Below are 23555 nucleotides of genomic sequence, written 5' to 3' on the forward strand. Positions count from 1 at the left end.
CTTACTCACCGAAGAGAACTTTAGCTATTTCGTCTCTTAAATCATCGAACATCTGATTTAAAATTGTTTCAAGCGTAAAGTCTCTCACTAAACTTTGATCGGGATAGAAAATTTTAATCCCAGCCCTTATGTTCTTATCCTCCTCGACCTTAGCGTTTATCTTCTTAGATGATAGAATAGTTTTAACAGTCCCTAGATCACGTGAAGAACAATAAATCACGGAGCCGTTTTTAGCCTCTCTTGATATTATACTTTCAAGCCCTCGCTTGTATCTAGTATCAGACACTAAGCCCGGTATTTTCTCCATTACCTTATAGTACACTTGGGAGATCCAATAGTCTTTCTCCTTACTGATAAGCCTTTTATTTTCTACTTCTAGTTTCGCTTGCTCGCCTTTTACCCTATCTTCATTCTTCCTGATATAATCCGTGATCTTTTGTGTATACTCCGAAAGAATAGCGTTGTATCTCTCATCTACAATCGTATTAGCTTCAACCATAGCTTTTTTTAGTTCTTCTTGGTTCTTCTTTTTCACGTCCTCTAATGATGAATTTAATAATTCCTCAAATTTCATCTATTCTCACCCAAATCCTAGAGCTCTAAGTATTAAGCCTTTCACATCGAGGGGCTGACCTTGACTAAAGGGAGTTGGAATAACAGTAATTAGTGGTTTTTTCTGATCTATTACCAATGATTCAATTTTTTCCTTTACTGGATTATATAGGTCATTTGCGACCAATATTAAGTCTATGTCTTCTCTCTTTTTTAACTTAACCAATGTGTCCTCAAGATTGAGTGGGTCATCAAGCACTAAGCCCTCAGTACCTATCATCCTGAAAAGGTTAACAGTATATCTGTCCCCTAATACTACTACTTTACCCATCGTTAATTATCATTTTAAAAGGAGATTAAATATTTTTAAGACATACCTGATTTATCATAGTGAATCACTGTGATTCTGCCTGAGACGATGGTTAGGGTTGAAATACTTACAGACAAACGAAACGTTAATAATGTGGTAACTAAGTTACTGAATTTAAATGCATTTGAAGTTGACGACCCTAAAGCACCAATATCCCAATATAAATATGAGGAGGCTAGGAGGAATCTAGGAGAAACCAGTGAAAATATCAACAAAATAAAGATAATAATGGAACTTGGAGGAATTGAAATAGAACCTAAGGGTAAATTAAAGGTCTCCGACTGGTTTGAGACCGCGACCGAGGTGAACAAAGAATATTCCAAAATTGAAGAGAAATACAAGGAATTACTGGAAGAAATAGGGAAACTCAGGGCTGAGTTAGAATCCCTTAATACTCAGTTAAGTGAAATAGAGCCCTTCAAGGACATAGGAATAAGTCTAGATCTACTATACAAAACTGAATATTTTGAAGTAGTACTCGTTATATTATCTAACGAGCAGAGAAACAACTTAGAGAAAACCGAGAGAATTGCAGTATATTGTAATCCTTTCGCAGAGAATAAAAACGCCTGTATTATAACTGGACCGAAGGGGATAAACTTAGAGACTAAATTAAAGGAAATAGGTGTCAGAAGATTCGAGACTCCAGACATGATTTCACCTCAAGAGGCTTACAATAATGTTCAGGAAAAAATTAAGTACCTTCAGTCTATTCTTGGAGAAAGGAGGAAGGAACTAATTAGTAAGGTAGAACAAGACAGAGAATGGATAGCAGAGACCTATGGTAGGCTACTAACCGTAAGAGATGCGATGACAATTCTCTCCAAGGCTAGAGTGTCAGAATACTACGTACAAATAGAAGGTTTCCTCCGCGAAAAGAAACTTAAGAACCTCTTGGACGAACTAGGAGGCTTAGCGTTTATCACATATGAATACCCTAAGAAATATGCAGAAAATGAAGGAGAGACTCCACCTACTTATGTTGAACTTCCCAAATCCATTAAACCTTTAGAATCGGTAATCGAACTTTATGGTGTTCCATCCTACTGGGAAATATCTCCTACAGTATTCTTAATAATTACCTTCCCGTTCCTCTTTGGTCTCATGTTCCCAGATTTCGGTAACGCTCTAGTTATTTTCATTTTCTCGCTGTGGTTCTACAACTACGGTAAAAAGAAGGGGAGTAATAACATTAAACAACTCTCTTTAGTTTTAATCTACGGCAGCATAATCGCAATGATCACTGGGATTTTGGCTCGAGAATTCTTCGGTCCGTTGGCCGTAGGAGGCCTCAGTGAGTTATTAAATAATTCGACGTATTCAAATGGTCCACTTTATAACATATGGCCAGTTCCTCAGTCCGTTTACGAACAGATAGAATACATATTACCTACTGGTGGAGCTGAACAAGGTATAGTTAACTCAATAATACTGTCCTTATTGTTAGGTTCCATACTCTTGTTCGTGAGCTCCTTACTAGGAGTAATCAATGCAATAAAGAAGAAAGATCCTGAGTTCTTAGTGCTAGATAGATTGCCTATCTTATTAATCTACACAGTACCATTTATAATATTTACCTACGGTCTTACGAACTTATCGAATTATATAGGACAAGTTGAAACTTTGCTCGGAGGAATTGGTTATTTCTTGTTTAAGACCGGTTCACCAGCAGCTGGATCTACACAAACTCTTGCCGATATATTGGTGATCTGGGTAGAACTAGCGTTAATTTATAACTGGGCTGGAAAAGTTATAATTCTACGTAAACATGAGAAGATGTCTGCTGTAGGAGCTATAGTCTTCGGTTTCATAGAAGGAGGATTTGAAGCCGGCATTCTGTTACTGTCTAACACTATTTCCTTCATACGAGTGTTAGTATTTGCCGTAGCCCACTATTACATACTCTATGCATTCTCTTATATGGGGTATCTAGCAGCTGGACAACCATCGACGGTTATCGCGTTAATAACAAACCCCATAGCGTTGGTGATTATAATAATCGGAAACTTACTGGCGATAGCATTAGAAGGTTTAATAGTTTTTATACAAGACATGAGGCTTCACTTCTACGAAATGTTTAGCAAGTTCTATGAAGGAAAAGGAAGAAAGTTCGAACCGCAAGTAACTTACGTAGAAATTTTATCTTAATAATTCAGGTCTATTTTTTTCTACTTTCTTTCTTATTTCTTCTAATTTTCTATGAATTTCTTCATGAAGCTTGAATTCGTCCTCTATAGGTAAGTCTAATTTTTTAAACAATGGCTCTATATTCCCTATTTTATGTCCGGGTTTGATGGTAAAGTCTCCAGCGTTATCCCACTTCTCGTTCTCAATTCCTGATAACCCTATTTGTGAGTACAGTTTAGATGCGTGATCGGGCATCAATGGGTATATCATAATGGCAATAGTCCTCAGCGAATTTGTAGCTATATATAACACGTTTGCCGCTTGCTGCTTGTCTGTTTTAATTAAATTCCATGGAGCCCTTAAGTTTAGGTAAGAATTTCCGTCTCTAGCGAGTTTTAACAGTTCTTCAGTACCAGCCTTTAGTTTACCTAACTCCATCATCTCTCCCATTTTTTTGGGTGCTTCTTTTATTTCACTGACAAACTTTCTATCCTCATCATTATAAACGCTCTCGTCGGGAGTAGGTACCTCTCCTCCGAAGTACCTCTTGACCATAGACAAAACTCTGTTAGCATAATTTCCTATATCGTCGTTGAGCTCGGTGTTCACAATTCTTACCGCTTCTCTCCAAGTGAAATTAGTATCTCTTTCTTCTGGTCTAAGTCTTATTAAAACGAACCTCCAATATTCGATATCCATTAACTCCTTGGCTTCATCGATCCATATTCCTATCTTCCTACTTTTACTGAACTTCTGTCCCTCGTAAAGTAAATACTCGGTAGAGGCAATTACTGTAGGAAGAACGTAACCTTCCCCAGAAGCCATCAGCATTGCAGGTAATATAACCGCATGAAAGGGAATATTATCTTTACCTATAAAGTAGTAGCTCTTGACATCATTTCCGAACCAGAATTCCTTCCATTTCTCTTCATTGCCTTCTTTCCTGAAATATTCAATAGTAGCAGATATATAACCTAACAAAGCCTCAAACCATACATACACAGTTTTGTTCTCAGCTCCTTCATACGGAGCGGGAATACCCCAAGCATTATCTCTGGTAATACTCCTTGGCTTTAACCCCTCTTTAACCCAACCTAAAGCTACTGATTTAACGTTGTCTGGCATGTAAAGAGATGAAGATATCCAATCCCTTATCTTATCGTTAAACTCAGATAAATCAAAGAACCAGTGTTTAGTCAGTTTAAGGACGGGTTTACTACCACATAAGGCACATTTCGGGTTAATCAGTAGCTTAGGAGTTAATAGCCTACCACAATTATCACATTGGTCACCTCTAGCATCTTCAAATCCACAGTAAGGACAAGTTCCCTTGATAAATCTATCCGGTAAGAAGAGCTTATCATGTTCACAATAAGGTATCTCGTCTTCCTCCACTTTTATGTACTTTCTCAGATTCAACAGGAAACTTCTAACGAATTCCTTATGAACTTCAGATTCTGTCCTAGTGTAATTGTTAAATGTTATCTTCCACGTTTCCAGAAATAATTTTTTATCGTATTCATGGGCTTGATCAGTTAGTAATTTCGGGTGAACTCCCCTTTTCTTAGCCTCAATTTCTATCGGAGTCCCATGTTCGTCGCTTCCGCTCACCAACACTACGTTTTCCTTACCGTACTTCATTCTAGCGTATCTAGCAAAGACGTCAGCTGACAAAATCGAACCTATTAAATTGCCTAAATGTGGAACCGAATTAACATAGGGCCAAGCTGAAGCTACGAATATTTTCATATATCACACTTTGCTCACGCGTGGAATATAAGTTTATAAAATTTCTTAATCAGATGAGTTTTGAATTGGCACTAATAGACTACTCTAAATACCCTTTCCTCAAAAGCCTCGAAGATGAACTCAAAAAGTACGGTAGTTCAATAACTATAAAAGACTTATTAATTACTAGTAAAGAAAAACTTGATGAAGCAAGGAGTAGAATAGAGAACGTTATGAAAGAAAAATTTAATGTACCATACTCACAGCTCCATGGCGACACGGTCTTAACCTTTTATTTATCCTTACTTATTTTGTCCGCGTTAGGAAGTAAAATCCTTGCAGAGAAGTTCGTTGAGAATGAGGTAAATGTTTTTAAATCGCAATTAATGATGGAAAAACCAGACGTAGTAGTTGAAATAGCAAAAATATTAGGAATTAATGTTAACACTGATGAAATAGAATTACGTGAGTATCAGAGTAAAAAAATAAGGTCAATAAGACTCCCTTTTGCTATTAATTTTGTTGAGTACTTAAAATATTCGAAAGAGTTAAGGAAAAGAGACGAAAAATTCTCATTACGTAAACACGTCTTACAAAAGGGTAATGTATATTTAGACAAGAATGAACTAGTCGACCTAATAACTGACAAAATCAGAGAGAGGATAATGAATATAATTAAACAGATCCAACTTACTGACATTCCAGAAGAAATAAAGAAATTAGCTGATGAAATTAAAGGAAGAAAAACTCCACCCTGCATTATGGAGTTAATGAAGAAAAAAGAAAGTCTTACTCAAGAGGAAAAGAAGATACTCTTGACATATATTATCGACATAGGAGCTGATACCAGAGACTTAGCCCCAGAGGAGATAGTGAAGGAAACTAAGAAGGCTAGAGTTATAGTTTACTCTTGTGAAAGGCTAAAAGAGTTGGGTTTGTGTGTAAATGATTGCGGAGTCAAAAACCCATTACAATTGTATTATGGTAAGCTTCTGTAGACGTAATAGAATCTTTGCACTACTGTTACTGCGGATAAAAGACAGAAAATTGCTAGAATGAACGAAGCTACTTTAAACGAAAAGAAAGATACGAATAGGACGATTATCGTAAATATAATCCTTTCCCCTCTTTCTATTATACCCCTACCTTCGATCTTGGTTAAGCCTAAAGATTCTCCCTTAGCTCTAAGATAGGGGATAACTAATGACAGCCCTATAAGGAGAGATGTCAGGAATGACGAAAAACCAAGGATCACTAAACCTAGGAGGTAATTAACATCCTCAATTCTGTCCAAGCTACTATCAATGAAGCTGCCTTTTACTCCCGCAGCATTAGCCAACCTCGCTATTTCACCATCAAGTGCATCCATAAAAGCTGATATTGCTATAAGTAAAACCCCCAGAAGTGGATTTTTGAATATATACATAATTAGTAAGTACACAAAGGACAAGACTAGACCCAGTAGAGTTACAGTATTTGCAGTGAGACCCATTTTGCTCAAAGCTTTAGCAATAGGTTGAAGAATCTTCTTAGATTGATTCCTTACTCTGGTTATCACAACCAACACCGTTATTAACTACTTACCGAACTTTTAATGGGACTATGAAAGCTAAAAAACTGATCTTGGTAACATCCGAATCTCATCCTTCGCATAAAGCATTTTTAAAAGTTACTGAAGATTTGAGTAAGGAGTTAAACATAGAAAAGGAGATAAAAATAGAGGACTACAGCTTCCTAACAGATTACGGCGAGAAGGACGACTTTGGAATGCCATTCCTACCACAATTACTGATACAAACAGAAGACGGAAAAATAGTACCAGTTCTAACCCAAATACCATTTAACCAGAAATTACAGCCTGATCCCGAGAAGGGGAAGGAAGAAGCTCTTAACAAAATTAAAAATATTACCTGAATAGTTTTAGTATAAGTGAGAAACGTGAGTTACGTTCCACATGTGCCATATGTACCCACACCAGAGAAGGTAGTAAGAAAGATGCTGGAAATAGCAAAGGCTGGCCCAGAGGACATAGTGTATGACTTAGGATGCGGTGATGGCAGAATAATAGTAACAGCTGCTAAGGAGTTCCATGTTAAAAAAGCTGTCGGAGTAGAAATAAACGATGAAAGAATAAAAGAAGCAATCGAGAATATAAAGAGAAATGGAGTAGAGGGAATAGCCCATGTTGTAAAAGGAAACTTCTTTGAGGTAGATATTTCAGAAGCAACAGTCGTAACTATGTTCTTGCTAACAAATGTAAACGAAATGTTAATGCCTAAGCTCCAGAAAGAGCTGAAACCTGGAACAAGGATAGTATCTCACGAGTTCGAAATGAGAGGATGGAAGCCTAAAGAAGTCGTAAAAGTTGAGGACGGAAATATGACACACCTTGTTTATCTTTACGTAATTGGTGAAACTTAATGAAGGTTTTAATATTAAGAAGTGAGGACGGAAATATAACTAAAAAGGATATAGTCGAGGGAGAGTTTGACAAGGTATTAAGGGAGATAGCTTCTAGTGCCTTAAAGGAATGGAATGAGACCTCCTCAGACTTCACAATAATGAGGGACATGTACGAGGTTAAAATACCCCTGCCCCTAAAACCCAACGTTTACGAAATAATTAAGGGCTATTTAAAATCTAGGACAAAGACTGAAGCTATAGCAGAAATACCAGTATATATAATAAGTTTTGATAACAGATGGATGGACTCAGATTATCGTGATATGAAGGTTTACGTGGTGTCTCCCTATATCGATGAGAACGTAGAAAAGGAATTAACTGACTATGCTATTCAGGCTACTTCACAGAAACCAATGACTACTGAAGAAGAAGAGGAAGAAGAAGAGTAAATTGTTTGTTTGTGTGATTTTTGTCTAGGAGTAAAAAGTTATTTTGTATACTTATTATTGGCGAAGAACGAATCTATGGTTATAGTAGATACAATCTCATCCCAGCTAATATTGAATGCTCTTAGTATTTGTTCAAACGTGCTTCTTAACGCATCAACATATTTATCCACATCAATTTCACTTAGCTTCGCTAGCTGTACTGGCTTTACTCCATCTTTGTTCTTTACCTTCACAAACAATATTACATCTCTAGGAAGCACCATTACGCCGTAGGCAGCTAACTGCAATGCAGCTTTTACGTGTTGTGGGGTGTTCTTCTTATATGCATCTAAAGGTTTTGAAAGCATAATCCTAAATGCTAGCTCGTCGAGATTATAACCTTTATTTTTCAACTTGTTGTATATATCTCTTATCTTGTTTTCTAGTGCTACCTTAATTTTAGGTATATCATCTGGGGAACTCATAGATGCTATTAGTGTCTTGACTTCACTGAACTCTTTCTTAATAAACTCCGGTGTGTTACGTTTCTTTGCTAACATTCCCTTAATGTCGGTCTTACCATCTGGGTACACGCCAAGATAATTCTTCTTAAGTCCCGAGAACGCTACAAACTTATAAACTTTATCGACTTCTAAGTCTAGACCAAACTTTTCTTTTACGAATTTAATTATCTCTTCTAGTTTATCCTTAGGAGGGTTATATATGAATAAAGAGTCTGTATCACCATATAACACTTGTAAACCCATAGACCTTGTAGTTTGTGAGGTCGTAGTTATAACATATCTACCTATGGCGGTGACGCTTTCTGCTACTGCAGGTGCGTATAGAGGGAACGTTTCTGCACCGAAGACTCCATAAGTAGCGTTGATGAATACTTTCATAGCTCTTTGAACTACATCATAAAGTGACCTTTGCTCCTCTGAAATGTCCTTCTGTTTAGCCTTCTTCTTATAAATTTTAACTCTGAAGTCCCTAAGTAATCCAGTTATAACTGCAGTTATACCCGGACGATCCATGCAAACAAAGTGTAGCTTTTGCCCTTGTTCATCTACTATCCATTCTTTTTTCTTACAATCCATGTTGTCTACCGTTTCATAACTTATGTTCCAGTTTCTGATTATTGAAGGATACAGTGAAGCAAAATCAAGAACTACAACATTGAAATAAACGCCAGCAGGTGGATCGATTACTACTGCACCCTTGTATCTTTTACCTTTAATTGTAGCTGCGGTCTTAATTTCGTTAGATCTAGCAAGTATATCCTCCTTTAATGGTATAAGCCAATTTAATTGCCTATGTTCCCAATAGTATAAGTTCTTTACCCACGTAGATACTTCAGTTCTCGTCAGTTCTTCTAAACCTAGTTTAGATATTCTAGCAAGCAATATTATTAATTTCCAAACTAGATTATTGCTATATGTAGTCAACTTTAACGTAATTTCCGCGTCTCTGAAGTTATACTCAACCAGCTTGCTCAGGTCGAGAAAGCTGATAAATGTGTCAAGTTTAACCTTAGACATACCGAGTAAAGCACTTGCAACTGCATCTAAGTTATACTCACTATATTTACCTTCAAATGCATAATTTCTTACGGCTTTGTTAAAGAAGAACTTGTAGAGATCGATATGCAACCCTGGTAGGAATTTTCCTTCGTCATTAACGATATCGAAAGGTATCTCATCTTCCTTAAAATTAAGCCTTAAAGCCCTATAATATATGTAGGGAATATCGAATTCGTCGCCGTTAAAAGTTAGAATTAACGGATACTCAGCGACTATCTCAAAAAACCTTGCCAATAACTCCTTCTCTGTCTGGAAAGTTTCGACGCTAAAATCCTTAGCAGTAATTTCAGTATTTACATCATGCCTCATTAAGACGAGTACCTTCTTCAAGCCATCGTTCCCAGCAAGCCCGATGCTTATAATCGGAAACTCGGCTCTCTCTGGAGAAGGTATTCTACCTTTAGAAGGTGTATAAACCTCTATATCTAATGCAACTCGCTTTACGTCTGGTACCTCGCTTTCAAATATTGGTATCCACTCCTCTACAGTCCTCTTTGTCATTTCATCTGAGTCAGCAAATGCTTTCTTTATCTCCTCAACCTCTTCTCCTTTCAGCTCGGGCTTAAGCGGTTCTAATTTACCTTTTCTCACTACGTAAGGCAAGCCAGGTATCAGACCTAAGTCATAAACGTAATTATTGAAGTACTTAATATGTGCCTCAAAAGCCTTAGGCACTGAATTCCTCATCCTCCTTACCGCTAGAGGATCCTTGGTTACAACCTTAGTGAGCTTAATGTATTTACCCGTATAAGGATCTATCTTCTGAACTAACTCTATGTGGTCAAAGGAAGGATCCCTGACTATCTTAGGGATCTTACTAACCTTATCTGGTTCAATATCGGTCAGAAAATAAGGCTTGTGATTAGTGTTATCATATAAAGTGTAAATCTTACCCGTGATCTTATCGTAAAGTTTACAAACAGCTTTCCCCTTTTTGCCGTCATAATCCACCTGAAGTAAGAAATAGGTTTTACCCTCTTCCGCTTCAGATAACCATGACCCCCTCTTTTTTAAGGATTCTTTTCTAGGCTGTGTATAGGATATTTGTTCTTCTTTCTTAGGTTCCTCTCTAGGATTTTTCTCGTCTTCCTTCTTATTGTTGACGGTAAAATCAAAAAGCGTTACTTGTTTAGCCATATACAAATTTATTATTGTGTGGAATACGTTATAAGTTTGGAGGACCCGTAGCTCAGCCAGGATAGAGCGCCGGCCTTCGGAGATATGAGGAAAGCCGGCGGTCCCGGGTTCAAATCCCGGCGGGTCCGCTATACCTCATTTAACAAAACTTGAAAGAAAAATCTCAGTCTCCTTAGCAACATTCTCCCACTTTGAATGAAGGTCGAGAAATTGCCTTACCTTCTCGTCATTGTGTTCATCCTCGTAATCTTGTTCGTTCATTTCCTTAACCTTGTTAGCAACTGCAGCCATTCCTTTAACGTCGTACTCCTTTACAATCTTAACTGGCTTCAATCCTCCATAAACAAATCTTATCGCGGGAATATCATAAGCGACTACTGTAGTTCCTAAAGCCAGAGCGTCAAGAACTACAAGTGAAAAACCGTCCTGATGGGAGGGGTAGATGAGCACTTTAGCATTAGCCACAGTCCTATATAGCTCATCGTAGGGTAAATAGCCCTTATACTCAATACCTTTAACTTCAAGAAACTTCTTATCACTTTCGTTATATAGCTTTCCACACACAACGAGTTTAGTACTTAGTTCACGAGCTATCTTAGGTAATTCATAAAGACCTTTTTGAGGAACAAGTCTTGCAAAAAACACTGCGAAATCGCTTTTGTTTCTGGTCTTTCTGTATTTAAAGAGAGTATCTTTATCGAATGCATTCCCAGGTTTGTATACTTTTGTCTTTACTCCGTATTTTCCAGAGACCTTATCTAAGCCTGAATAGTAAAATGCTGAAGGAGACACACTTGCGATCCCCCTCAAAACTCCATCTCTCATTGCCCTTAAAAAAGCCCATTTATCAGCCTTATAAAAGAAATACATCATACTGTCATATACCCATCCTTTGAGGCCGAGGAAGTGCCTATACCCTCTTCCGAAGGAATTCCTAAAAGGTTCGTCATGTAATAACTTAACTAACGGCTTACCCAACTTCTTGGCAATATGATACGAAAGTCTTAGCGTAACCGCATCTTCATGCATATCATAGACTATATCTACTTTACTAGGTAGTTCGTCTAGTATTTTTTTGTCAAAGCCTAAATTACCCCAATTGAAATATACCATATGAGAATTAATAAAATACCGAAAAGTGCGAATTTGAGTAGTAACTCCGTTCTCTAAATAGGAGTAAACTAAGGGGTGAATCTCAACTCCTTTTAACTCTTCTACGACCTTCTTTCTTGAAGAATCTACGAGAAAAGAGGGAGTGTAGAGAGTTACCGAATGACCTAATTTAACAAGTTCTTCAGTCACGTTCTTAATGTGCGTATAAACTCCAGAAGTATTAAATATATTCCCTATAACAAAAATGTTCATTGTAAAAAATTTTAACTTGCTTGTCCTTTTAATCCTTCTACTCTCTTTATTATCTCATCAACTAGTTCCTTTGCTTCGCCTGGGTCTATTATAGCAGCTGAAGCGGCAGCTACTTGAAGGTTACAAGCCTCACCTAGAGCTTTCTTTGAGGGAACGTAGACATACGGTATCTTCTTTTCCTCGCACAAAAGTGGTAAGTGTGCTACTATTTCTTCTGGCTGTACGTCTTCAGCTATTACCACAAGTTTTGCCTGACCTCTTTCGACAGCTTTAGTTGTCTCGTTAGTACCTTTCTTTACCTTTCCAGTCTCTCTAGCCTTCTTAACAGCTTCTAATACCTTATCGGCTAAATCTTGTGGAACTTCAAATTTTACATAAGACGGCTTAGACATGCGTTCATCCTCCTCCTAGCTCGTCACGCAATAACATATCACTTCTGGGAGATTAAAAAACTTACTCATGTGAAAATATAGCATGAATAACCACATTGTTATTCTTTACTTCCTTTTTATCAATTCTCACAAATCCGAATCTCACGAACTGGACTATATCGTCCTCTTTTAAATTACCAATCTCCTTCTCACCTACGCCGTGGATTTCACTAACTCCTGCGTTAGGGTCTGCAACATATACTATTACCGGTACGGCTTCGTCTTTCTTTACCCACTGAACGATTTTAGCGTTAATTTTTCTTGCTTCCTCGAGTCCTCTACTATGGTAGATTAACTTTCCTCCTTCAATCGTCACATTACACAACTCCATTAATCTAAGGACTTTCTCTTTTGCATCGTTTTTGTCAATAAATATAGAGGAACCTGGTTTCACCATAATCTCACGATAATTTGATGGATTTGAAGGGTGATAAGGAATTCTCGCAATTATCTCCTCTGGTATATCAATTACGTACTCCCTTGGATTCGGAACGAACATTAGCCTCTTAGCAATCTGGTCAAGTTTTTTTCTATTTACAGAAGCAATATTGTCAAAACTAATTGTCGCATCGGACACTTTAAGACCAACAGTGATTATGATCTCTCTGATAGTATCGGGAAGAATACCTCTTCTTCTCAACCCTGCTAATGTAGGAAGTCTCGGATCGTCAATACCGGCTCCTCTGTCAAGGGCTGTTCTGATCTTGGATTTGCTCATCATAAAACCTTCCAGTTTAAGCCTACCAAACTCATGGACTTCTGGATAAGACCATCCCATGTAACTATATATCCACTTCTGTTTCTCCGCATTCACTGCATGTTCTTTCCCCCTGAATATGTGTGTGACTGTTAAGTCATGATCATCGATAGCACTCGCGAAATTGTAAGTAGGCCATACCCAATACTCGTCGCCCTCTAAAGGATGCGGATTAGCCTTTACATCTATAATTCTCAGTAAAACCCAATCCCGTTGTGACGGATCTGGAAGATTCAGATCAGTCTTTAATCTAAGTACAGCCTCTCCTTCTTTAAATCCCCCATTCAACATTTTTTCGAATAGGTCGAGATTAAAAGAGGGTTCCTTATTCCTATTAGGGCAAGGTATCCCTTTATCTCTTTTCTCCTTGAATTCCTCTTCGCTGCAAGTATCTACATATGCATAACCTTTTTCAATGAGCACCTTTGCGTGTTTATAGTAGAGCCACAAACGTGCTGAAGCCCTAACTTCTAAGTCCCACTTTATCCCCAACCATTTTAAGTCTTCTCTTATCCAATCGTAAGCTTCCTTAATCGGTTTCTTAACTTTAGGATCTGTGTCATCAAATCTCAGGATGAATTTTCCTTTATACATTGAGGCATATTCGTAAGAGATAATTGCTGCTCTCGCATTCCCTAAATGCAACGGACCATCAGGATTAGGGGCAAAACGTGTAATGAGAGATCCCTTAACGGATATAGCAGGTAATGTTTTTTTACCACTCTCTTCCTTTTTCCTCTCTTCTAACATATCTGGATATTTATCCTTAAGTTCCTTCATTTGATCTTCAATGCTCATAGAGTTTACTTTTTCTACGACTTTCTTAGTAAGGTCTACGATCTCCTTCGCCTTTGATCTTAAGTCAGGTCTATCCGAGAATATTTTACTCACAACCGCATTTACGTTAGCTTTCCCGTTATGTTTAATAGCGTTTTGTAAAGCGTATTTATAAATCAGCTCCTCTATTTCTTCCATGTACATCACCTCTATTTGTGATTAGCATGTTTACAAATTCTGCTACTCCTTTTCCACTTTTCTCCTTAGTTATATAGTTTCCCAATTTCTTTACCTTCTCTTCACCGTTGCCTACTACTACTTTAAATCCCACTTCCTCTAAAAACTCTACGTCAGTGTCTGAATCACCTATGCCTATCACGTCATTTTTGCTTACTCCTAATAACGATAGGAGAAACCTAACTCCGTCACCTTTCCCTTTTTTAGACTTCGAGATGTGAATAGCGTAACCACTAGTTTTAATGTATAATCCTTTTTCTCTAGCCCACTTAACCATTTCCTCTGTTAATTTTGGTGGGGTGAATGTTAAGTCACAACATTTGAAGGGATTTTGCCAACTACCCCTTACGCTGAACAGTTTCTCAAACTCAGCAATTAGACCTTTATCGATCTTCTCACAAACTTCATAGAGCCCTTCGTAATAGACTACGCACCCGTTCTCCGCTACTATTCCTCCATTAAAGCCTAAGTACGTATATAGTGCTCTCAAAACTGGGTAAGAATTTCCGCTTACAATACCTACTTTAAAGCCAAGTTTTTGGACTTCTCTTAAAGTTCTGATTGCGTCTAATTCAAGAATATAAGTATCTCTATCAATAGTTAAAGTCCCGTCAACATCGACTAGTATTAGCTTCAACTCAATATATCTCTTGCCCTATTCACAAATTTATAGTCAACGTAAATTCTCCCAATATTTATATATTCTGGTATTGATTTCAGCAGAGTGCTAGACAAATCTTTTAGAGATTTATATTTTCCCTTTGATAATACCTTAATCTTACTTTTATCGATAATTTTTATCTTTTCTTCAAACGGGAAGATTGCATCTCTAGGGATTCCATATCTCTCTAACTTGCTGACCAGCTCCTCTAAGGAAGTAGTAAGCTTGTCAAAAGTAACCTCTTCAAATACGACCTTTGGACCATTTCTATTTAAGAAATTCTTTATCTGCAGCTTAAGACTATCTGATGTATTATAATCTGATAAAGCCTCATATAATTTAGAAAAAACCCATTCGTCGTCCCAATATACCAAGGAACCTTCATTAACACTCTTCTTAATATAGTTTGTGTTAAACAATTCCGGACAGCATGATTCTACCACTTGTTTAAATATGTGGCGTAAATATATCTCGTATCCTAAAATGGTTTTATGATAATACACCGCCTGATACATATGTAGTCTTGATATATATAAATTCTCTAGACTATATAGCCCTTTTTCTAGGACTATTATGTTACCATCTTCTCCGTAACTAATTGTATCTATTAACCTTTCCAGATCCAAGTTTCCTAATTGAACGCCGGTATGTCTAGAATCCCTTATTAAGTAGTCCATTCTGTCTACATCAACATCACTATCTATAATACTCGAGAAAGAGTTATCTCCATTATATATCTGGAGAATTTTCCCCACATCAACTGAATGCTCGTCAAATATTTCTTTAAGTTCCGCGTCATTACGTATAATTTCGTCCCTCAATACTTTATTACTGAGATTCGATTGAAGGTAAAGCGGTTCAATTGCGTGACTAAAAGGAAACTGACCTATATCGTGAAGCAGGGAGGATAAGCGAATAAGATTAAGTTCTTCTGAGGTTATAATACCGCTCTGTTGAAGCTTTTCACCTACTTTCTGCGAAAGATAAAAAGTGCCTAGGGAATGACTAAACCTAGTATGCATCGCGCCAGGGTAAACAAGATAGGCCAAACTGGTTTGTTTTATCCTTCTTAACCTTTGAAAAATGGGAGAATCTATTATCTTTGTTTCAAGATCATTTAAGGTTATGTAACCGTGAATCTCATCAAATACTTTCTTCATTGATATATGACTAAACTAGAAGTATTAAAAATGAATGCCCATCCCAGCTCAGAAGGGCTGCGGGTCCTCGCGGACCCCACGGCCCTTCTGACGTGGGCGGCTTAACTTCCGGGTTCGAGATGAGTCCGGGTGTTACCCGCCCACTATGGCCGGGTGGGCAATCTATTGTAATCTCTCAAAGGTTAAAAAAGTATCTGATTTAATACGCGGTTATTTGTTCTTTTGCTGTTGATTAGATTTAGCATATATACCCCATATAAAAAGAGGTGCACCATCTTGGGGACAAGTCCCCTCAATCTTCGGAATAAAGTCGCCTTCTCTGAAAGGCCTCTCAGTAGTATATCCGCATTTAAGACATTTCAGTACAGTTACAATAGGTTTTTGCTGCTGTTGACTTTGGCTCATTGAGCTACACCTACTGTATTTCCTACTCCTATCATTAATACAGTATCGCCAGGTTTAGTTCTTTCTAGTATCAGCTTCTTAACTAATTCAACAACTTTGTCGGCAGCTTCATACACTTCTTGAGGCATGGATGTAATTGCCTCCTCCATACTCATCTTTACTATCACAGCATCTATTGGTATGTTATACTTTACAGCAACCCTTTCGATCGCAATCTTCTCTGGACCCGGATCTCCCATAGCAACTCCAGTTCCTTCAGCAATATCACCTGTAGTTTCCCCTTCTAACTTTGCTGCTGCGTCAACTGTTATTATTCTTGCTACTTTTCCGTTTTCTTTCTCTACAATTTTCTCTACCGCCTCACCAGGAGTTCCAACTGTAGCCATAGGACCTTCAGCTTTAACTACTATAAGCTTTCTGCCTTCGAATAATGTTTCCCCAGCTATCACTTCTCTACTTGGAGACCATTTTTCTGGAATCGACATTAGAAATCTAGAGGCAACTAATGGACCTAGAGAGTCACCTACTGGAATACCTTGGATAAATGTATCTTGAGCCTTCTCATAGGCTTCAGCCATTTTTACCAGAATTGGAACTACACTCTGCAATTGCAACAGAATGAAATAACTGTTCAGTTTTTTACCCAATAAGAGATAATGTCTGATGACCTTGTGAAGGGTATTTAATGCATTTATAATCTCAGCGGAAACTTCTATCTTACTTCTAGTTACTGGGTCAACATTAGGTAATGTAGTCATTATTATACCTTTAATCCTGTCTTCACTTGTCCTAATTAGTAGCCTCATCCTACTAATTATATCCGTAGGCTCTACACTAACTGGGTCTATAGTAAACATATCTGCAAATCTCTTAGTTAGCTCTTCTGGATTCGGTGCACCTTGTTTTTCTAATAATTGTTTGGTTTTACTTTTAGCAGTATTTAAAGACTTCTCTATCTTAGCCAGACCATTTTCTATTTCCCTAGAAGCAAAGTAAATATACATCCTCTGTTGAAAACCAGGTAGCGACATCAAAGCAATGAGAGCGAAGAATACAATATATGCAAGGAAATAGTAAGCACCATTTAATTGATTAGCCGCACCTGATTGAGCTAAGGCTATTATATCTACTACGCCTAACATTCCTCCACCACATATATGCTATAAACACAAGAGATAATAATTTTTTATTAAGTTATTACTTCCACTCCATCCTTAGTAACTAAGACCGTATGTTCGAACTGTGACACAAAACCCTTCTTAACTTCCAACAGGATAGGATAACCTCTAAGGGCACCTTTCCTCATGAGGGTTCGTATCATCTGTTTTACGTATTCCGCCTCTCCCAGATTAGCAAACCAACGCTCGCTGAAGGGATTCTTATTTACTTTTTCATAGATCTTCATGAGAAAGTCTTTTTCCTCATCTGTTAACCCCTTAACATCAGTAGACCTTACTGCAAAAATCGTAATCTCCTTTCCCTCTATCACTTTTCCTCCGCCGTCCGTAGCGAAGGGTTCGATAGCGTAAGTATTATCCTCGATTATCCTTCCCATTCCTCTCTCGTAAACGTTTGGAATAAATATCCCTGCATGAAGTTCATAACGCCTAATCAAGTGACCGCCGAGGTTCGCTATGGGTTTATATCCGTAGCTCTTAATAGTCTTCTCAATCGCCTTTCCGATTTCTCCGATATCTACTCCTGCCCTTATAGTCTCTACAGCCTTATCTAGGGCTTCCTTTGATGCCTCAGCTAATTTTTCATATTTAGGATCTAAGACTACTGTTACGGCAGTGTCCGTTATGTAACCATCAATGTGAGCACCTAAATCTAATTTAACAACCGCATTTTCAGGGATCACTTTAGTGTCGTTGATCACGGGACTGTAATGAGCAGCTTCATTATTTATAGACAGATTGCATGGAAACGCAGGAAAGGCTCCACTCTCGATTATTATTTTCTCAACGGTTTCACAAATGCCTATAACCTTTACCCCAGGCTTAATTAACTTCGCCCCTTCTTCTCTCGCCTTAGCCGCAATTTTTCCAGCTTTTCTTAGTATTTCTATAACCTCTTCATTCATGAGGGTATATAAAGAAAGGAAGTTTTAATTTTTAGCTTAGAAATATTCTATTATGCCACAACTACGTTGGTTAGGTCATGCGGCTGTCGAACTTTTTATAAACGGTAAACATATTATTATAGACCCATTAATAAAAGATAACCCCTTATCCCCCGTAAAGTTAAACTATTTTGAGAATAACCTAGACCTAATTGTAGTAACTCATGACCATTACGACCACTTAGGAGATACAGTTGAACTGATTAAGATGAACCCTAAAGCAAAGGTCTTCGCCACTTACGATTTAGAAGCCTATCTAGCTAATGAGTACAAGATTGATTGGGACAAATTCATACCGGCTAACGTAGGAGGATACGTAGATTTCGACGGTATCAAACTTGCGTTGACAAAAGCTGTTCATTCTAGTGAGCATAGTGATCCCACTGGTGTAATAATTAACGGAGACGGAATAACATTATATCATGCTGGGGACACGGGGATCTTTGAAGATATGAGGTTAATAGGTGAGTTGTTTAAGCCTGATTACACTCTATTACCTATTGGCGGTAGGTTCACTATGGATCCTCAACAAGCGGCTATAGCGGTAGAGATGTTAAAGCCTAGAAAATATGCAATACCAATTCATTATAATACTTGGGATTTAATCAAAATAGATCCTAATGAGTTCGTAAGAGAAGTAAATAAAAGAGGTTACAAGGCATTAATACTTCAGCCTGGACAGAGCGTGGAACTCTAAATGTTAAGCGAGAACGAGATTAAAATAATTGAATATTTGAAGACGAAACCAGACAAAACTGCATCAGCCGAGGAGATTAGCAAAGCTTTATCAATCCCGATTTCCTCTATCTATAGCCTCGCCCAACTATTAAAGGAAAAGGGATACGTAAGGACTGAAGAGAAAAAAGTAACTAAATATGAGCTAACAGAGGAGGGTAAACTAAGGCTTCAGAATGGAATGCCCGAAGAGAGGCTGATCAAGATCCTTAACGGGCAAAATAAAAAAATAAGCGAGCTCAGAGAGGTCTTAGGCGAGGAATTGGAAATCGCTTTAGGTTGGGCGAGAAGGAAAAACCTTATAAAAATAGATAAAGACACGATCACCCCTCTTGTTAACGACTATCATTCCCCAGAACTTGACCTATTGAGAGACCCTTCTAAGATAGACAATGAGAATTCAAAACAGTTAATTTCGAGGAAGCTAATAACTGCTAAACAAGAGACGTTTCTTCTATTAACCCTAGTACAAGACGTAGTGGAAACTACCAAAGCTATAACTTATATTACACCTGAAATCCTGAGGAGTGGTGAATGGAAAAAATCCCCGATTAAGGAGTACAACGTTGAAGCGGAACCACCTTTCTATCCGTTAGCTAAGAAACACTTTTTCAAGGAGTTCTTGGAAAGACTAAGGGACGTAATGATAGATCTCGGATTTACTGAAGTTAATGGAAATTACGTTGAACTTGAATTTTATAATTTTGACTTACTGTTCCAAGCGCAAGATCACCCCGCAAGAGAAATACATGATAGCTTTATGATCGAAGGTAAGGGAGAAGTTAGAGACGAGGAGTTAATTGAAAGAGTTAAGGAAATGCACAAGAAGGGCTGGAAATACGAATGGGATGAAAACGTTGCCTTGAGACTGGTTCTAAGAAGCCAGACCACCGCAGTAACGTCAAGAGTTTTAAGTTCTAAACCTAAACCACCGATAAGGACTTTCACTATCGGTAAAGTCTTTAGACCAGACTCAATTGATGCGACCCATTTAATTGAGTTCCATCAGCTAGACGGTCTTGTAATAGAGGATGGTTTTACATTTAGAGATCTGCTAGGCGTTTTAAAGGAGATATTTTACCAGATAGGGATAAAGGAAATTAAATTCAAGCCAGCTTACTTCCCGTTCACCGAACCAAGTGTGGAAGTCTACGGAAAGATTGAGGGTCTTGGCTGGGTAGAAATGTCAGGAGCGGGACTATTAAGACCCGAGATTCTTCAGGCAGTAGGAATAAATAGTGACGCAGGAGCATGGGGAATAGGAATAGACAGACTTGCAATGCTTCTTTTCGGCTTGAAAGATATTAGATTATTATATGCTAATAGTATAGAGTTTCTCAGAACATTTACGGGTTGAGACTCATGGTAACTATAGTAGTCTATAAATGGGATATAATTAATCAACTGAAGATAAAGGAAAGCGAACTAGAAGAGCTACTTTTTAACTTAAAGTCCGAAGTTAAACCAGTTGATCAAGATCATGTCGAAATAGAGATTAATAACGATAGGCCAGATCTTCTAACCTCCTCTGGAATAATAAGAGCTATTAAGGGATTAAAGAAGTTAGAACTGGGAGAAGCCAAGTATGAGGTAAAGAAAAGCGAATATACATTAAGCGTGGAAAACGTTGATACAAGACCCTATGCAATAGCAGGAATAATAAGAGGAATAAAATTTGATGAGGACAAACTGAAGGAATTGATACAATTTCAAGAAAAACTTCATATAACTATAGGAAGAAAGAGGAAAAAGGTTGCAATAGGCATCCACGACTTAGATAAGATTACGTCTAAAAATATTGTATATAAAGAGATCCCACTAAATTACAAATTTATACCACTTAACGGGAATAAAGAAATAACCGTCAAAGAAGTTTTAGAGTCTACAGACCAAGGAAAACAATATGGAAATATATCAGTGAAGAACGGGAAAACTCCAGCGATAATGGAAGATGACGGAAGCATACTGAGCATACCGCCCGTTATAAATTCAGAAAAAACTAGAATAGAGCTAACTACCAAAAATCTTTTCATAGATGTGACCGGTACGTCTTTAGATGCCGTGATCTCTACCTTAGACCTATTAACTACTAACCTCGCTGAGATAGGCGGGAAGATAGAGCAAGTAAAAGTTTTAAGTGCACAACAAGACTTCTGGTCTCCACTGCTAAAGCACACGACGATGAGAATCTACTCGGATTATGTAAATAAAAAATTAGGAGTAAACTTGCCAACCAGTCAGATAGTAGAGTACTTAAGAATGGCCAGATTTGACGCTGATAGTATGAGTAAAAATGAGATAGAAGTTATTATCCCCCCTTATAGGGTAGATATAATTTCACAGATTGACTTGGTCGAAGATATAGCTATGATGATAGGATATCAGAACCTTGAACCTTCGACATATAAACTTTCGAAAATCGGGAATGCGTCTGAAAAGACTTTAATCAGCAGAAAATTGAGAGACTTAAGTGTAGGGGCTGGTTTCACGGAGATATTTACTTTCGTTCTAACTAACGATAGAGAAATTCAGGGTGATTACGTGAAAATCTTAAATCCAGTAACTGTGGACTATACTGTTATTAGAAACTCCTTAATTCCTACAACACTATATTTCTTGAAACAAAACCAGCACTCAAGAATGCCTATACTTGTGTTTGAAATAGGCGACGTCATAATTAGGGGAAATACAGATACGGGATATAAAAACTCAACCAGAGCAGTTTACGCAATAATGGACAGTAAGGTTAGCTTTGAGGAGCTTCAAGCTAGAATTCACCAGATCCTTTATAATTTGAAAATAAACTTCAGCTACAGAAAAAGTGAACACTATCTCCTTATTAAGGGTAGGACTGCTGAAATAATCAGAGATAACTCTGAGGTTATAGGAATAATAGGAGAAGTCCATCCAGAGGTTTTAGAAAAACTGGGGATCGAATATCCAATAGTTATAAGTGAAATATACGTAGATAAACTCAGTGGCGATAACGAATGATAACACTACTAAGTAGCGGAGTAAGGATATACCACGAAATGAAGTCCCAACCTGGTTTGACGAGTACTGTAGTCCTAATACACCATCTGGCAGGAAGTGTTAAAAGTTGGAAACATGTTTATCCTATCCTAGCGTCGAAATTCAATGTGTTAATTTACGATTTACGAGGACATGGTAGATCATCAATACCCTCCTCTCCCTACTCGATCGAAGAACATTCATCTGACTTGAGAGAACTTCTTGAAGTAGAAAATATCAAAGACCCAATTATTATTGGTCATTCACTGGGTACTCTAATTGCCATAGATTACGCATTAAAGTACAGCATCAAAAAGCTGGTTTTGATAGGGGCATTATATAAAGCCCCAGCTAGAGAACCTTATGAGAAGATGATTTCTATAGCGCTCTCTCTTGGTATGGAAGCTTTAGCAGAATATAGGAGAAAGGCGAATGACTTCTCACCTACTTTATATATGAACCCTAGAGCATGGAACGACCTCCTTGAAGTATATCGCGAAAACACTCCTCTGGGCTATAAATACGCTGTAGAAGGTTTGCTTAACGCTAAGGATTACTCAAATGACCTAGAAAAGATAGATGAAGATACTTTAGTTGTGTACGGGAGTGAGGATAAGCTAGTACAAAACTTGCAAGTATTCCAACAAAAAATTCGAAAATTGAAAAGTAAGGTATTTCAGGGATATGGTCACTTCCTTAACTTCGAATACTCAGAAGAACTTGCTAATGAAATCTTAGCCTTCTTGAATACTTCCGCCTAATTGTTTGCCTATTTCCATAAGCTCCTTCTTACAATTTTTAACTTTTTTCTTTATTTCTTCTTCGTTCTCAGAACTACCGGCAATTTGGACTTCCAGTAGAGGATTATCGAGTTCTTTTCCTTCGTGATGCGTCTTTATATAAAGATCGTATTTCTTAACTAATTGTTTCACGTACGGGGCTAACGCTGACTCCATCACACCTTTAATGATGAAGTTTTCCTCATAATATTTCTTATTAGGTCTGTTACTCAAGTAACGGGATAGAAAGTTTTCCAAGACGTTTTCCATCTCTCTCGGAACACCTGGAGTGGCGAGTATTTCTATTCCTTGATAATTTATGTAAATTCCCGGAGCTATCCCAGCTTCGTTCTCGACCGGTATACTACCTTGTGGCATCAAAGCCATTTTTCTCCTTTCTTCTGTGAGTTGTATTCCTAATCTAGAGTACTTTTCAATTAACATTTGAAGAGCTCTTTGGTTTAGCTCAAGTGGTCTATTAATTGCAAGAGATAAGCCTTCACTTGTCTTATCATCATAAGTAGGGCCTAGACCCCCAGTAGAAACTATTAATTTAGGTTTTCTACTTAGCGATTCTATAAAGGCTTGTTTTATTTCATCGAGTTCGTCCATAACTACCGTTATTCTCCTTATAGTAAAACCTATTGAAACCAATCTTCTAGCTATATGGGAGGCATTTGTGTTAACAGTTCTACCACTCAGTATTTCATTTCCTACGGTTATAATTTCAGCGTAACACTCATACACAAAAATAGATAAAAGGGCGAAGATTAATTATTTTGTGCG

The 23555-nt window shown here is 37.7% G+C and carries 23 protein-coding genes, 1 tRNA gene and 1 rRNA gene; 10 read left to right on the plus strand and 15 right to left on the minus strand.

Annotation, left to right across the window (positions count from 1 at the left end; all coding sequences use genetic code 11):
* Window position 1: 1 nt before the first annotated feature.
* Window positions 2-574: a V-type ATP synthase subunit E gene (locus tag WIW52_RS10555; RefSeq protein WP_337710366.1), complete on the minus strand. Its 573-nt coding sequence runs from the start codon at window positions 572-574 to the stop codon at window positions 2-4.
* A gap of 6 nt (window positions 575-580) precedes the next feature.
* Entirely contained in the window at window positions 581-883 is a 303-nt protein-coding gene (locus WIW52_RS10560) for a V-type ATP synthase subunit F (RefSeq protein ID WP_337710367.1), read from the minus strand.
* A 69-nt stretch (window positions 884-952) separates the two neighbouring features.
* On the opposite strand from WIW52_RS10560, the gene WIW52_RS10565 reads away from it, so the two are divergent.
* Window positions 953-3070: a V-type ATP synthase subunit I gene (locus WIW52_RS10565; protein WP_337710368.1), complete on the plus strand. Its 2118-nt coding sequence runs from the start codon at window positions 953-955 to the stop codon at window positions 3068-3070.
* Here the strand turns inward: WIW52_RS10565 and metG are convergent.
* Complete coding sequence (gene metG / locus WIW52_RS10570; RefSeq protein ID WP_337710369.1) at window positions 3062-4798, minus strand: methionine--tRNA ligase; 1737 nt, start codon at window positions 4796-4798, stop codon at window positions 3062-3064. The genes WIW52_RS10565 and metG overlap by 9 nt on opposite strands.
* A 65-nt stretch (window positions 4799-4863) precedes the next feature.
* On the opposite strand from metG, the gene WIW52_RS10575 reads away from it, so the two are divergent.
* The gene (locus tag WIW52_RS10575) at window positions 4864-5775 is read left to right on the plus strand and encodes a DNA primase regulatory subunit PriL (protein ID WP_337710370.1); all 912 of its coding nucleotides are present in this window, start codon (window positions 4864-4866) and stop codon (window positions 5773-5775) included.
* Here WIW52_RS10575 and pgsA read toward each other — a convergent pair.
* The gene (gene pgsA / locus WIW52_RS10580) at window positions 5757-6344 is read right to left on the minus strand and encodes an archaetidylinositol phosphate synthase (RefSeq protein ID WP_337710371.1); all 588 of its coding nucleotides are present in this window, start codon (window positions 6342-6344) and stop codon (window positions 5757-5759) included. The two genes, WIW52_RS10575 and pgsA, sit on opposite strands and share 19 nt — an antisense overlap.
* A 35-nt stretch (window positions 6345-6379) precedes the next feature.
* Between pgsA and WIW52_RS10585 the strand changes: the two genes are divergently transcribed.
* Genes WIW52_RS10585 through WIW52_RS10595 form a run of 3 tightly spaced genes read left to right on the plus strand, consistent with a single transcriptional unit; the run spans window position 6380 to window position 7629 of the window.
* The gene (locus WIW52_RS10585) at window positions 6380-6691 is read left to right on the plus strand and encodes a hypothetical protein (RefSeq protein WP_337710372.1); all 312 of its coding nucleotides are present in this window, start codon (window positions 6380-6382) and stop codon (window positions 6689-6691) included.
* A gap of 24 nt (window positions 6692-6715) precedes the next feature.
* Window positions 6716-7198, plus strand: a complete 483-nt coding sequence (locus WIW52_RS10590; protein WP_156006165.1) for a protein-lysine N-methyltransferase — start codon at window positions 6716-6718, stop codon at window positions 7196-7198.
* Window positions 7198-7629, plus strand: a complete 432-nt coding sequence (locus tag WIW52_RS10595; protein ID WP_337701423.1) for a DUF2286 domain-containing protein — start codon at window positions 7198-7200, stop codon at window positions 7627-7629. The genes WIW52_RS10590 and WIW52_RS10595 overlap by 1 nt, the downstream gene beginning before the upstream one ends.
* A 38-nt stretch (window positions 7630-7667) precedes the next feature.
* Here WIW52_RS10595 and WIW52_RS10600 read toward each other — a convergent pair whose 3' ends face one another.
* The gene (locus WIW52_RS10600; protein ID WP_337710373.1) at window positions 7668-10328 is read right to left on the minus strand and encodes a DNA-directed DNA polymerase I; all 2661 of its coding nucleotides are present in this window, start codon (window positions 10326-10328) and stop codon (window positions 7668-7670) included.
* A gap of 41 nt (window positions 10329-10369) precedes the next feature.
* Here WIW52_RS10600 and WIW52_RS10605 point away from each other — a divergent pair.
* A tRNA-Arg gene (locus tag WIW52_RS10605) sits at window positions 10370-10456 on the plus strand.
* A 7-nt stretch (window positions 10457-10463) separates the two neighbouring features.
* On the opposite strand, the gene WIW52_RS10610 is transcribed toward WIW52_RS10605, so the two are convergent.
* The 9 genes from WIW52_RS10610 to map form a co-directional block, all read right to left on the minus strand.
* Window positions 10464-11693, minus strand: a complete 1230-nt coding sequence (locus tag WIW52_RS10610; RefSeq protein WP_337710374.1) for a glycosyltransferase family 4 protein — start codon at window positions 11691-11693, stop codon at window positions 10464-10466.
* Window positions 11694-11704: 11 nt separating this feature from the next.
* Entirely contained in the window at window positions 11705-12085 is a 381-nt protein-coding gene (gene rpl7ae / locus WIW52_RS10615; RefSeq protein WP_337710375.1) for a 50S ribosomal protein L7Ae, read from the minus strand.
* A 61-nt stretch (window positions 12086-12146) separates the two neighbouring features.
* Window positions 12147-13862 carry a glutamate--tRNA ligase gene (locus WIW52_RS10620; RefSeq protein ID WP_337710376.1) on the minus strand — a complete coding sequence of 572 codons (1716 nt, stop codon included), beginning with the start codon at window positions 13860-13862 and terminating at the stop codon, window positions 12147-12149.
* Entirely contained in the window at window positions 13828-14532 is a 705-nt protein-coding gene (locus WIW52_RS10625; protein ID WP_337710377.1) for a phosphoglycolate phosphatase, read from the minus strand. The genes WIW52_RS10620 and WIW52_RS10625 overlap by 35 nt, the downstream gene beginning before the upstream one ends.
* Window positions 14529-15716 carry an HD domain-containing protein gene (locus WIW52_RS10630; RefSeq protein WP_337710378.1) on the minus strand — a complete coding sequence of 396 codons (1188 nt, stop codon included), beginning with the start codon at window positions 15714-15716 and terminating at the stop codon, window positions 14529-14531. Before WIW52_RS10630 ends, WIW52_RS10625 begins: the two co-directional genes overlap by 4 nt.
* Window positions 15717-15754: 38 nt before the next feature.
* Window positions 15755-15873: ribosomal RNA gene (gene rrf, locus WIW52_RS10635) — 5S ribosomal RNA — on the minus strand.
* 53 nt (window positions 15874-15926) lie between these two features.
* Window positions 15927-16121: a hypothetical protein gene (locus WIW52_RS10640; RefSeq protein ID WP_156006149.1), complete on the minus strand. Its 195-nt coding sequence runs from the start codon at window positions 16119-16121 to the stop codon at window positions 15927-15929.
* Window positions 16118-17263: a DUF1512 domain-containing protein gene (locus tag WIW52_RS10645; protein ID WP_337710379.1), complete on the minus strand. Its 1146-nt coding sequence runs from the start codon at window positions 17261-17263 to the stop codon at window positions 16118-16120. The genes WIW52_RS10640 and WIW52_RS10645 overlap by 4 nt, the downstream gene beginning before the upstream one ends.
* Before the next feature lie 47 nt (window positions 17264-17310).
* Entirely contained in the window at window positions 17311-18204 is an 894-nt protein-coding gene (gene map, locus WIW52_RS10650) for a type II methionyl aminopeptidase (RefSeq protein WP_337710380.1), read from the minus strand.
* A 52-nt stretch (window positions 18205-18256) separates the two neighbouring features.
* Here map and WIW52_RS10655 point away from each other — a divergent pair, with 52 nt between their 5' ends.
* Genes WIW52_RS10655 through WIW52_RS10670 form a run of 4 tightly spaced genes read left to right on the plus strand, consistent with a single transcriptional unit; the run spans window position 18257 to window position 22751 of the window.
* On the plus strand, window positions 18257-18940 hold the full coding sequence (locus WIW52_RS10655) for a metal-dependent hydrolase (protein WP_337710381.1): 684 nt from the start codon (window positions 18257-18259) through the stop codon (window positions 18938-18940).
* The gene (pheS, locus tag WIW52_RS10660; protein ID WP_337710382.1) at window positions 18941-20335 is read left to right on the plus strand and encodes a phenylalanine--tRNA ligase subunit alpha; all 1395 of its coding nucleotides are present in this window, start codon (window positions 18941-18943) and stop codon (window positions 20333-20335) included.
* 5 nt (window positions 20336-20340) lie between these two features.
* Complete coding sequence (gene pheT / locus WIW52_RS10665) at window positions 20341-21972, plus strand: phenylalanine--tRNA ligase subunit beta (protein ID WP_337710383.1); 1632 nt, start codon at window positions 20341-20343, stop codon at window positions 21970-21972.
* The gene (locus tag WIW52_RS10670) at window positions 21969-22751 is read left to right on the plus strand and encodes an alpha/beta fold hydrolase (protein WP_337710384.1); all 783 of its coding nucleotides are present in this window, start codon (window positions 21969-21971) and stop codon (window positions 22749-22751) included. Before pheT ends, WIW52_RS10670 begins: the two co-directional genes overlap by 4 nt.
* Here the strand turns inward: WIW52_RS10670 and WIW52_RS10675 are convergent.
* Window positions 22725-23516, minus strand: a complete 792-nt coding sequence (locus WIW52_RS10675; protein WP_337710385.1) for a nicotinamide mononucleotide deamidase-related protein — start codon at window positions 23514-23516, stop codon at window positions 22725-22727. The genes WIW52_RS10670 and WIW52_RS10675 overlap by 27 nt on opposite strands.
* Between the last annotated feature and the right edge of the window lie 39 nt (window positions 23517-23555).

Origin of the sequence: Stygiolobus sp. RP850M (genome assembly GCF_037389295.1) — an archaeon.
GTDB lineage: Archaea > Thermoproteota > Thermoprotei_A > Sulfolobales > Sulfolobaceae > Stygiolobus.

What these genes read in the sequence shown, in the direction of transcription:
- WIW52_RS10555 (WP_337710366.1), bottom strand. Translation starts at nt 574, where the DNA reads ATGAAATTTGAGGAATTATTAAATTCATCATTAGAGGACGTGAAAAAG.
- WIW52_RS10560 (WP_337710367.1), bottom strand. Translation starts at nt 883, where the DNA reads ATGGGTAAAGTAGTAGTATTAGGGGACAGATATACTGTTAACCTTTTC.
- metG (WP_337710369.1), bottom strand. Translation starts at nt 4,798, where the DNA reads ATGAAAATATTCGTAGCTTCAGCTTGGCCCTATGTTAATTCGGTTCCA.
- WIW52_RS10585 (WP_337710372.1), top strand. Translation starts at nt 6,380, where the DNA reads ATGAAAGCTAAAAAACTGATCTTGGTAACATCCGAATCTCATCCTTCG.
- WIW52_RS10595 (WP_337701423.1), top strand. Translation starts at nt 7,198, where the DNA reads ATGAAGGTTTTAATATTAAGAAGTGAGGACGGAAATATAACTAAAAAG.
- WIW52_RS10600 (WP_337710373.1), bottom strand. Translation starts at nt 10,328, where the DNA reads ATGGCTAAACAAGTAACGCTTTTTGATTTTACCGTCAACAATAAGAAG.
- WIW52_RS10610 (WP_337710374.1), bottom strand. Translation starts at nt 11,693, where the DNA reads ATGAACATTTTTGTTATAGGGAATATATTTAATACTTCTGGAGTTTAT.
- rpl7ae (WP_337710375.1), bottom strand. Translation starts at nt 12,085, where the DNA reads ATGTCTAAGCCGTCTTATGTAAAATTTGAAGTTCCACAAGATTTAGCC.
- WIW52_RS10620 (WP_337710376.1), bottom strand. Translation starts at nt 13,862, where the DNA reads ATGTACATGGAAGAAATAGAGGAGCTGATTTATAAATACGCTTTACAA.
- WIW52_RS10630 (WP_337710378.1), bottom strand. Translation starts at nt 15,716, where the DNA reads ATGAAGAAAGTATTTGATGAGATTCACGGTTACATAACCTTAAATGAT.
- WIW52_RS10640 (WP_156006149.1), bottom strand. Translation starts at nt 16,121, where the DNA reads ATGAGCCAAAGTCAACAGCAGCAAAAACCTATTGTAACTGTACTGAAA.
- WIW52_RS10645 (WP_337710379.1), bottom strand. Translation starts at nt 17,263, where the DNA reads ATGTTAGGCGTAGTAGATATAATAGCCTTAGCTCAATCAGGTGCGGCT.
- map (WP_337710380.1), bottom strand. Translation starts at nt 18,204, where the DNA reads ATGAATGAAGAGGTTATAGAAATACTAAGAAAAGCTGGAAAAATTGCG.
- WIW52_RS10655 (WP_337710381.1), top strand. Translation starts at nt 18,257, where the DNA reads ATGCCACAACTACGTTGGTTAGGTCATGCGGCTGTCGAACTTTTTATA.
- pheS (WP_337710382.1), top strand. Translation starts at nt 18,941, where the DNA reads ATGTTAAGCGAGAACGAGATTAAAATAATTGAATATTTGAAGACGAAA.
- pheT (WP_337710383.1), top strand. Translation starts at nt 20,341, where the DNA reads ATGGTAACTATAGTAGTCTATAAATGGGATATAATTAATCAACTGAAG.
- WIW52_RS10670 (WP_337710384.1), top strand. Translation starts at nt 21,969, where the DNA reads ATGATAACACTACTAAGTAGCGGAGTAAGGATATACCACGAAATGAAG.